Annotated in this window: 8 protein-coding genes and 3 tRNA genes; 3 read left to right on the plus strand and 8 right to left on the minus strand. The window is 73.2% G+C overall.

Features of this window, described 5'->3' with window-relative positions:
• Positions 1–132: 132 nt before the first annotated feature.
• From IR158_RS07730 to IR158_RS07765, 8 genes are all read right to left on the minus strand, one after another.
• The gene (locus tag IR158_RS07730; protein ID WP_291811598.1) at positions 133–810 is read right to left on the minus strand and encodes a hypothetical protein; all 678 of its coding nucleotides are present in this window, start codon (positions 808–810) and stop codon (positions 133–135) included.
• Positions 807–1,994 carry a glycosyltransferase family 4 protein gene (locus tag IR158_RS07735; RefSeq protein ID WP_291811652.1) on the minus strand — a complete coding sequence of 396 codons (1,188 nt, stop codon included), beginning with the start codon at positions 1,992–1,994 and terminating at the stop codon, positions 807–809. Before IR158_RS07735 ends, IR158_RS07730 begins: the two co-directional genes overlap by 4 nt.
• A 14-nt stretch (positions 1,995–2,008) precedes the next feature.
• Positions 2,009–3,031: a phosphatidylinositol mannoside acyltransferase gene (locus tag IR158_RS07740; RefSeq protein WP_291811600.1), complete on the minus strand. Its 1,023-nt coding sequence runs from the start codon at positions 3,029–3,031 to the stop codon at positions 2,009–2,011.
• A complete protein-coding gene (gene pgsA / locus IR158_RS07745; protein WP_291811602.1) occupies positions 3,028–3,639 on the minus strand; it encodes a phosphatidylinositol phosphate synthase in 612 nt (203 codons plus the stop codon). Before pgsA ends, IR158_RS07740 begins: the two co-directional genes overlap by 4 nt.
• Positions 3,633–4,217 carry an HIT domain-containing protein gene (locus tag IR158_RS07750; RefSeq protein ID WP_291811605.1) on the minus strand — a complete coding sequence of 195 codons (585 nt, stop codon included), beginning with the start codon at positions 4,215–4,217 and terminating at the stop codon, positions 3,633–3,635. The genes pgsA and IR158_RS07750 overlap by 7 nt, the downstream gene beginning before the upstream one ends.
• A 3-nt stretch (positions 4,218–4,220) precedes the next feature.
• Positions 4,221–6,233 carry a threonine--tRNA ligase gene (gene thrS, locus IR158_RS07755; RefSeq protein ID WP_291811608.1) on the minus strand — a complete coding sequence of 671 codons (2,013 nt, stop codon included), beginning with the start codon at positions 6,231–6,233 and terminating at the stop codon, positions 4,221–4,223.
• A 131-nt stretch (positions 6,234–6,364) separates the two neighbouring features.
• Positions 6,365–8,434: an NAD(+) synthase gene (locus IR158_RS07760; protein ID WP_291811610.1), complete on the minus strand. Its 2,070-nt coding sequence runs from the start codon at positions 8,432–8,434 to the stop codon at positions 6,365–6,367.
• An 81-nt stretch (positions 8,435–8,515) separates the two neighbouring features.
• Positions 8,516–8,587: transfer RNA gene (locus IR158_RS07765), tRNA-Val, on the minus strand.
• Between the two features lie 307 nt (positions 8,588–8,894).
• Between IR158_RS07765 and IR158_RS07770 the strand changes: the two genes are divergently transcribed.
• The 3 genes from IR158_RS07770 (at position 8,895) to IR158_RS07780 (ending at position 9,911) form a co-directional block, all read left to right on the plus strand.
• Complete coding sequence (locus IR158_RS07770; RefSeq protein WP_291811614.1) at positions 8,895–9,323, plus strand: SsgA family sporulation/cell division regulator; 429 nt, start codon at positions 8,895–8,897, stop codon at positions 9,321–9,323.
• A 394-nt stretch (positions 9,324–9,717) separates the two neighbouring features.
• Positions 9,718–9,789: transfer RNA gene (locus tag IR158_RS07775), tRNA-Gly, on the plus strand.
• Positions 9,790–9,840: 51 nt separating this feature from the next.
• Positions 9,841–9,911: transfer RNA gene (locus IR158_RS07780), tRNA-Cys, on the plus strand.
• Positions 9,912–9,981 lie beyond the last annotated feature (70 nt).

Here is a 9,981-nt window from a genome sequence, read left to right on the forward strand (position 1 = left end):
CTGCGGGGTCGTCCGCTGCAGGCGGGACCGACCGCGCCGACCGCCGTGGTCGGGGCTCCCTCATCCTAGGTCGTGGGTGCCGGGACGCGGCTGGGGTGCCCGTCACGCGGACGCCTGGTGCGTGACGTCCCCTCAGGCGTCGACGCCCGCCGTGCCCGGACGGGCCCGGCGCGAGCCCTCCCCCGGCCGCGGGAGCCCCTGCGGCCAGGCGTCGTCGAGCTCGAGCGTGCGCGGCTCCGGTGCGTGGCCGGCCAGGCGCAGGAGCCGCACGATCGCGCCACGGCGGACCCGCTGGGTCTGCGCGACCGCCTCGTTGTGGAACCGCCGCGCGAGCTGGACCCGGTACCACGCGGCCGCGAGCTCCTCGAGCAGCCCAGCACCCAACGGGTCCTCCGCCAGCGCCGCGACCTCGTCGGGGTCGTCGAGGATCTCCCGCAGCGCCGCCGTCAGGTCGCTCTCCACCTGTTCGCGGTCCACGGCGCCGGGGTCCGGCGCCGTGGAGTCCAGCTGCTCGCGCAGGTCCGCGGGCAGCAGCCCGGCGGGCACGTCACCCGCGCGACCGAACGTCAACGACTGCCAGACGGCCTCGCCGACCACGAGCGAGCTCGCCGGGTCCAGCAGGCCGCTCGTGGCGAGCTCGGCGGCCACGGAGGCGCGCCGCACGAGCTGGGCGTCGACGACCGCGCGCGACGCGCCGACCTTGCGGTGCAGCCGGTCCAGGCGGCTCGCGCGGACCCACACGAGCCACAGCAGCAGCGCCACCACACCGACGACGACGAGCACGTAGGTACCGTCCGACCACCCGCTCACGCCCGACCCCTCCGGAGCTCGATCAACCGGGCGCCGCGCAGCGACGACGGGTCCTCCCCGACGGGCGCGTCACCGCCCGCGACGGCCATCTCGTAGACGGCCAGCACCTGGTCGGTGACGGCCGACCAGTCGTAGCGGCGCACGACGCGCGAGGCGTGCGCGCTGACGCGGGCACGCAGCTGCGGGTCACCCAGGACGCGGACCAGCGTCGCACCGAGGTCGGCTGCGTCGCCGTTGCGGAACAGGACACCGGCCTCGCCGTGCTCGAGCACGCGCGAGAAGGCCCCGAGGTCGCTCGCGACCACGGTCGTCCCCGCGCTCATCGCCTCCACGAGGACGATGCCGAAGCTCTCGCCGCCGGTCTGCGGCGCGCAGTACACGTCCACCGACGCGAGGAGCCTGGCCTTGTCCTCCTCGCTCACGCCGCCGAGGAACTCGACGGCCCCGGCGCGGGGGCCGAGCACGTCGCGCGCCTGCTCCTGCCCCGTCTCGCCGCTGCCCGCCACCAGGACCCGCGCCCCCGGGTAGGCCTCGAGCACGGTCCCCACGGCGCGCAGCAGGACGGCCAGTCCCTTGCGCGGCTCGTCGAGCCGTCCGAGGAACGCGATCGTGGGCGCCTGCGGCGTGCCCGTCCAGCGCGAGTCGGTCCCCGCGCCGGCGAACGTGTCGACCCACACGCCGTTCGGGATCACGACCGCGTCGCCGCCCAGGTGCTCGACGAGCGTGCGTCGCGCGTCCTCGGACACGGCGATCCGCAGCGAGATCTTCTCCAGCGACTGCCGGACCAGCGGGTACGCCATCTGCAGCGGACGAGACCGCACCAGCGACGTGTGGAACGTCGCGACGACGGGACCGTCCGCGATCCACAGCGCGAGCATCCCGAGGCTCGGCGTGACCGGCTCGTGCAGGTGCAGCACGTCGAACTGCCCGGCGGCGAGCCAGCGCCGCACGCGACCGGCCGTGACGGGCCCGAAGGTCATGCGCGCGACCGAGCCGTTGTAGTGCACCGGCACCGCCCGGCCGGCCGCGACGAGGTAGGGCGGCACGGGTGTGTCGTCGGCCGCCGGAGCGAGCACGGACACCTCGTGGCCGCGCTCGATGAGCGACTCGGCGAGGTCCCGGACGTGGAACTGCACACCGCCCGGCACGTCGAACGAGTACGGGCACACGATGCCGACGCGCAGCGGACGTCCCCCGGTCACGACGCGCTCCCGACGTCCAGGACGTCGCCGCCCGACGCGGCCCGGTCGGGGTCCTCGGCACCGGGAGCGGTGGCCTCGGCGCGCCGCGCGGCGTCCCGCGCCGGGTCCAGGTCGGCGACGAACACGCGCTGCAGCATGTGCCAGTCCTGCGGGTGGGCGTGGATCTCACCGGCGAGGACGTCGACCCACCCCTGTGTCATCGCGGCGACGCGTGCGCCACGCGGGAGGTCGGCGTCGGCCGCGACGGGCGCGTGGAACCGGATCACGATCCCCCACGGCCCACCGGCCGCGCGACGCCGCTCGCTGCGCAGCCGCTCGTAGTAGATCGAGGCGGGGACCAGCGTCGCACCGGTCGTCGCCGCGAGCGCCGCGGGACCCGCGGCGACGCGGGCACGGTGCCCGAACAGGTCGACCTCGAGCCCCTTGGCCGTCAGGTCCCGGTCCGCCAGGAGCGGCAGCAGGCCCGGGCCGGTGCGCGCGACGCGCACGAGCCGGCGGAAGACGTCGCCCGACCCGCTCAGGGGGATGATCCGCAGGCCGATGCTCTCGCGGAAGGCGGTGAACTCCTGGTACAGCTCCTCGGGCCGCAGCCGCTCCGCGACCGTGGTGACCGGGGCCACGTGGCTGGTGGCCCAGGCACCGGCCATGTCCCAGTTGCCCATGTGGCCGAGTGCGAGGACGACCTGGCGACCCGCGTCGAGGTCCGGGAGCAGGTGCTCCATGCCCTCGACGCGCACGCGCGCCGCGAGCTGCCCGGCGCTCAGACCGCGCAGCGTGAAGGCCTCGCCGAAGTACCGCAGGTAGGAGCGCATGCCGGACCGGGACAGCCGCCGCAGCGCGCGCGCGTCGAGCTCGGGGCGCACGCGCGCGAGGTTGGCCTCGAGCCGGCGCACGCCGTCCCCGTGCCGCCACCAGGCGACGTCGGCAGCGGTCGTCGTCGCGGCGCGCACGAGCCACCCGGGCAGCCGGTGACCGACGCGCCAGGCCAGGTGGTAGGCGCGCGCGACGTCGAGGCTCACGGCGCCGCCTGCCGGACCTGATGCCGCACGGTTGCCATGCGCTGCACGACGGTGACGGCCGAGGCGACGGTCAGCAGCGCGAGCACGACCGTCATGACGGTGTCGGGGAGCCCGGCGCCGACCAGGACGGTGGCGGTCAGGACGGCGAAGAGCCGGTCCGCGCGCTCGGCGATCCCGACGGTGGCCGTCATGCCGAGACCCTCGGCGCGCGCGCGGGCGTAGGGCACGATCGAGCCGAGCACGAGGCACGCCAGTGCGAGCACGGCGTTGGGGCGGGAGGCCCCCGCGCCGGTGTACCAGAGCACGAGACCGGCGAAGATCGCGCCGTCGCCGAACCGGTCGAGCGTGGAGTCGAGGAACGCCCCCCACGGCCCGCTGCGGCCCGAGCGCCGCGCCATGACGCCGTCGATCGAGTCGGTGAGGGTGAAGACCGCGATGAGCAGCCCGCCGAGCAACAGGTGCCCGGTCGGGAACGCCCACAGCGCGGTGACCACGACGACGAGCGTCCCGGTGATCGTCACGGCGTCCGGGGAGACCCCGGCCCGCAGGAGCGCGTCGGCGAGCGGTGTCCACAGCCGCGTCATCACGCCGCGCAGTCGGCTCAGCACGGGTCGGTCGTCCCTTCGGTGGCGGGCCAGGCGGCGGCGAGCGCCGCCCGGGTGTCGCCGAGCAACGCCGGCAGCGCCCGGGTGCGCGCGACGATCGGCAGGAAGTTGGCGTCGCCGCCCCAGCGTGGCACGACGTGCTGGTGCAGGTGCGCCTGGATGCCCGCACCGGCGACCTGGCCCTGGTTCATGCCGAGGTTGAAGCCGTCGGGCGCCATGACGTCGCGCACGACGCGCATGGCCGTGCGGGTGAGCGACGCGACCTCCGCCACCTCGTCGTCCGTGAGGTCGGTGTAGTCGGCGACGTGCCGGTACGGGCACACGAGCAGGTGCCCGGAGTTGTACGGGTACAGGTTCATGACGACGAACGCGACCTCGCCGCGACGCACGACCAGACCCTGCTCGTCGTCCAGCGTGGGGATGCGGCAGAACGGGCAGCCGTCACCCGGCGCGTCGTCGGCGGGCTTGTCCTGCCCGCCGATGTACACCATGCGGTGCGGCGTCCAGAGCCGGTCGAGCCCGTCCGGCGTGCCGGCGAAGGCACCGGCGGGCTCGACCTGCGGGTCGTCGGGCAGGTCCACGGATCAGACCTGGACCCGGTCGCGGACGGCCGACACGATCCGCTCGACGGCCTCGTCGACGGGCACCCCGTTGTCCTGCCGGCCGTCGCGGTAGCGGAACGACACGGCACCGGCCTCGGCGTCCTCGCCGCCCGCGATGAGCACGAACGGGATCTTCTGGGTCGAGGCGTTGCGGATCTTCTTGCCGAAGCGGTCGTCGGAGCGGTCGACCTCGGCCCGGATCCCCTGGTCCCGCAGCCGCTGGACGACCTCGTCGAGGTACGGCTCGAAGGGCTCCGCGACGGGGACGGCCAGCACCTGCACGGGTGCGAGCCACGCCGGGAACGCGCCGGCGTAGTGCTCGGTGAGCACCGCGAAGAAGCGCTCGATCGAGCCGAAGAGCGCGCGGTGGATCATCACGGGGCGCTGGCGGGTGCCGTCGGGCGCGGTGTACTCGAGCTCGAAGCGCTCGGGCAGATTGAAGTCGAGCTGGATAGTCGACATCTGCCAGGTGCGGCCGATCGCGTCCTTGGCCTGCACGGAGATCTTGGGGCCGTAGAACGCGGCGCCGCCCGGGTCAGGCACGAGGTCGAGGCCCGAGGCCTCGGCGACCTCGCGCAGGGTCTCGGTGGCCTCCTCCCAGACCTCCTCCGAGCCCACGGACTTCTCCGGGTTGCGGGTCGACAGCTCGAGGTAGAAGTCGTCGAGGCCGTAGTCCTTGAGCAGGTCGAGGACGAAGGTGAGCAGGCTGGTGAGCTCGTCCTTCATCTGGTCGCGGGTGCAGTAGATGTGGGCGTCGTCCTGGGTGAAGCCACGCGCGCGGGTCATGCCGTGCACGACCCCGGACTTCTCGTACCGGTAGACGGTGCCGAACTCGAACAGCCGCAGCGGCAGCTCACGGTACGACCGGCCGCGCGACGCGAAGATGAGGTTGTGCATCGGGCAGTTCATCGGCTTGAGGTAGTAGTTCTGCCCCTCGCGCCGGATCGTGCCGTCCTCGTGGTACTCCGCGTCGAGCTGCATGGGCGGGTACATGCCGTCGGCGTACCAGTCCAGGTGCCCGGAGATCTGGAAGAGCTGCTCCTTGGTGATGTGCGGCGAGTTGACGAACGAGTACCCGGCCTGCACGTGCCGGCGCCGCGAGTACTCCTCCATCTCCATGCGGATGATGCCGCCCTTGGGGTGGAACACCGCCAGGCCGGAGCCGATCTCCTCGGGGAAGGAGAACAGGTCCAGCTCGTTGCCGAGCTTGCGGTGGTCGCGACGCTCGGCCTCGGCGATGCGCTCGAGGTACGCCTTGAGCTCGTCCTTCGTGGGCCACGCGGTGCCGTACACGCGCTGCAGCTGCGGGTTCTTCTCCGAGCCGCGCCAGTAGGCGGCAGCCGACCGGGTGAGCTGGAAGCCGTTGCCGATGAGGCGGGTGCTCGGCAGGTGCGGGCCGCGGCACAGGTCCTGCCACACGACGGCCTCGGACTCCCGCCCGGCGCCACGCACGTTCTGGTAGATCGACAGCCCACCCAGCCCGACCTCGACCGACGCGCCGTCGGTGCTGCCGGCGTCGCCCTTGAGGCCGATGAGCTCGAGCTTGTAGGGCTCGGCCGCGAGCTCCTCGCGGGCCTGCGCCTCGGTGACGTCCCACCGCCGGAAGGTCTGCCCCTCCTTGACGATGCGGCCCATGACCTTCTCGATCGCCTTGAGGTCCTCCGGGGTGAACGGGGTCTCGACGTCGAAGTCGTAGTAGAAGCCGTCGGTGATCGGCGGGCCGATGCCGAGGCGCGCCGCGGGGTTGACCTCCTGCACGGCCTGCGCGAGGACGTGCGCGGCCGAGTGCCGCAGCACCGCCAGGCCGTCCGGGGAGTCGATGGTGACGGCCTCGACGGTCGCACCGGCGGGCAGCGGCAGCGCGAGGTCCTTCAGCTCGCCGTCGACGCGCACGACGACGACGTCGCGGCGGTCGGCGAACAGCTCCGTGCCCGTCGTGCCCTGCGCGACCGGGGTCTCGACGCCGTCGACGGTCAGGGTGATCTGCTCGGGCACGCTTCGCCAGCTCCTCGGGTCTGCCCGCTCCGCGTGTCGCGGCGGGTCGGCGGTCGCCGACACGGGCCAGGTCGATGCTACCGACCACCGCGTCCCCGGCCGCACCGTCGCGCCCGGCACGGCAGGCCGGATCAGCCGGACGTGGGCGCGCCCGGCAGGTCGTGCGGCACGTGCGCGTTGAGCTCGGCGAGCCAGGCGGCCACCGACGCGTCGGACGGCATCCGCCAGTCACCGCGCGGCGACATCGTGCCGCCCGCGCTGACCTTGGGCCCGTTGGGCAGCGCCGAGCGCTTGAACTGGCTGGCGAAGAACCGCCGCAGGAACACCTCGAGCCAGCGGCGGACCGTCGGCAGGTCGTACGCGGGGCGACGGTCGTCGGGCCAGGCCGGGGGCCAGGCGCCCGCCTGCGCGTCGTGCCACGCGTGCCACGCGAGGAACGCGATCTTGCTGGGGCGCAGGCCGTACCGCAGCAGCTGGAAGAGCGCGAAGTCGTGCAGCGCGTACGGACCGATGGTGTCCTCGGTGGACTGGATCCGCTCGCCCTCGCGGGTCGGCACGAGCTCCGGGGAGATCTCCTGGTCCAGGACCCGGAGCAGCACGGTGTTGGTGGCGTCGTCGAAGTGCCGCTGCGACACGACCCACCGGATGAGGTGCTGGATCAGCGTCTTGGGCACGCCCGCGTTGACCGCGTAGTGCGACATCTGGTCGCCGACCCCGTACGTGCACCACCCCAGCGCGAGCTCCGACAGGTCGCCCGTGCCCAGGACGATGCCCCCGCGCTGGTTGGCCGCGCGGAACAGGTAGTCGGTGCGCAGCCCGGCCTGGACGTTCTCGAACGTGACGTCGTAGACCTCCTCGCCCGCGCCCGCGGGGTGCCCCAGGTCCGCCAGCATCTGGCGCGCCGCGGGGCGGATGTCGAGGGTCTCGGCGGTCGTGCCGAGCGACTCCATCAGCGCCAGCGCGCTCGCCTTGGTGCTCTCGCCCGTCGCGAAGCCCGGCATGGTGAACGCGAGGATGTCGCTGCGCGGCCGGCCGAGGCGGTCCATCGCGTTCGCGGCGACGATCAGCGCGTGCGTGGAGTCCAGGCCGCCGGACACCCCGATGACCACCTTCGCGTCACCGATCGCGCGCAGCCGCTGCTCCAGGCCGCTGACCTGGATGTTGTAGGCCTCGTAGCAGTCCAGCGCCAGGCGCTGCGGGTCGTCGGGGACGAAGGGGAACCGGTCGACGGCACGCCGCAGCCCCACGTCGCCCGTCGGCGGCTCGAGCGTGAAGGTGACCGTCCGGTGCGACGCCCCGGCGGGCGGCATCCCCAGTCCGCGGCGGTTGTCGTCGAACGTGCCCGTGCGCAGGCGCTCCTGCCGCACGCGGTCGAGGTCGACGTCGCCCACCGTCAGGACGGTGCCGTCGACGAACCGCTCGCCCTCGGCGATCAGCTCCCCGAGCTCGTACAGCAGCGTCTGCCCGTCCCACGACAGGTCGGTCGTCGACTCCCCCTCGCCCGCGGCGGCATAGACGTAGGCGGCCAGGCACCGGGAGGACGCCGAGCGCACCAGCAGCCGCCGGTCCTCGGCGCGTCCGACGGTGATCGGGCTGGACGACAGGTTGACCAGGACGGTCGCGCCCGCCAGCGCGGCGGTCGCACTCGGCGGCACGGGCACCCAGAGGTCCTCGCAGACCTCGACGTGCATGACCAGGCCGGGCACGTCGGTCGCGGCGAACAGCAGGTCAGGCCCGATGGGCGCGTCCTGGCCCGCGATGGTGACCGTGCCACGCACGTCGTCACCGGGCGCGAACCAGCGCCGCTCGTAGAACTCCCGGTACGTCGGCACGTAGGACTTGGGGGCGACGCCCAGGACGCGTCCGCGGTGCACGACGACCGCCGTGTTCAGGACGCGGTTGCCGTGCGCGAGAGGCGCTCCGACGACGATCACGGGGCGCAGGTCCCGGGACGCCTCGACGACCTGCACCAGCGCCGCCTGCACGGCGTCGAGCAGCACGTCCTGCAGGAACAGGTCGTCGATGGCGTACCCGGACAGGCACAGCTCGGGCAGGACGGCGACCGCCACCGCGTCGTCATGGCAGGCGCGGGCGGCGGCGATGACGGCGGCGGCGTTGCGCGCCGGGTCCGCGACGGTCACCGGCACGGAGCACGCGGCGACCCGGGCGAACCCGTGGGAGTAGGCCGAGAGGAAGTCCACAGCGCGAGTCTGGCACGGTGGCGACGACACCACCTGCGACGACGAACGCCCCCGGCATGAGCCGGGGGCGTTCGGAGCGGGTGGGCGATACTGGGTTCGAACCAGTGACCTCCTCGGTGTGAACGAGGCGCTCTACCACTGAGCCAATCGCCCGCTGCGCGCGCCACCCGGGGGCGGCACGGGAGACGATGCTAGCGGACGCCGGGCCGATCTCCGAACCGACCTGCCGACGCGCGCTGCCGGGCCCGCCGGCGGCCCCCCGCGGGCGCGATGGCGCGGGCGAACGGGGGGCGAATTGTCGGGTTCTGCACCCGCCAGGGCGATGCGCAACGTTTTCCACCCGAACTGAAAGGGTCCGGGCGGGTGAACTGTGGTCCCGCATCGGTCCAATAGGACATCCGTCCTGCCATGATGTGACTTCACGGGCCGGCCGGGCCTCATCATGCGACAGGAGAACCCGATGGCGGATTCGTCGTACGACGTCATCGAGGTCGTGGCCATGCAGCTCATCGGGTCCGATGCCAGCGTCATCCCGGTATCCGCAGAGATGTGCTTCCGCACCACCGACCCGTACACGGTGCGCGCCGTCTTCACCGGCGCCCACACGATGTCGACGTGGCTCCTCGGCCGCGAGCTGCTCGCGCAGGGCGTCCAGGCGGTCGCGGACGCGCCCGCCGGCACCGGCGACGTGCAGGTGTGGCGCGATGACGACCCGGACTACACCCTCGTGTCGCTCTCGGGCGTCGAGGGCAGCGCGCTCCTGGCCGCGCCGACGGAGCCGCTGCTGCGGTTCCTCGCCGCGACCGAGTCCCTCGTCCCCATCGGGGCCGAGTCGGACAAGATGGAGGGCGAGATCACCGCGCTCATCGCGGCCCTCCTCACGGCCTGACACGCGGCACCCTCACCGTTACCCACCAGCCGGTCCCGCCACGCGGGGCCGGCTGTCGTGCGTCCGGGCGTCCGATCCGACGCCCGGTGCCACCCGAGGCGCACTCAGGCCATGAGACGCGCCCAGGGACCCCTCAGTGGGTCCGCAGGGCTCAGCTGGGGTTCCGCGGCCCTGCCGCCCCCTGCCCTGCGCCCGAGGACCCTGCACGGGACCTCGTGCTCCCTGACGCCGCGCGACCAGCGGAGACGTCGCGCGCGACCTGCGCAAGGACCGTCGGAACCCCCGTGAGAGCGCCCCACGCCACGCCCGGACGGGGCCGGTTGGACTATCGCCGATGTTGTCGTCTAGAGTCTTCGACGCACCAGGAACGCCGGTGAAACGGCGGTCTTGACGCGCGGACGTGGCTCAGTGGTAGAGCATCACCTTGCCAAGGTGAGGGTCGCGGGTTCGAATCCCGTCGTCCGCTCGGAGGCTCTCCTCTTCGGCTCCCAGCCGTGGTGGACTGCGGTCTCACAGCGGTGGAGTGGCCGAGAGGCGAGGCAGCGGCCTGCAAAGCCGTATACACGGGTTCGAATCCCGTCTCCACCTCGTATGCACTCCCCCATGGGCGATTGGCGCAGCGGTAGCGCGCTTCCCTGACACGGAAGAGGTCACTGGT

Source organism: Cellulomonas sp. (assembly GCF_015234515.1).
Taxonomy (GTDB): Bacteria; Actinomycetota; Actinomycetes; order Actinomycetales; family Cellulomonadaceae; genus Cellulomonas.

Coding starts and splice junctions, on each gene's coding strand:
- IR158_RS07770 (WP_291811614.1), top strand. CDS start 8,895: ATGGCGGATTCGTCGTACGACGTCATCGAGGTCGTGGCCATGCAGCTC.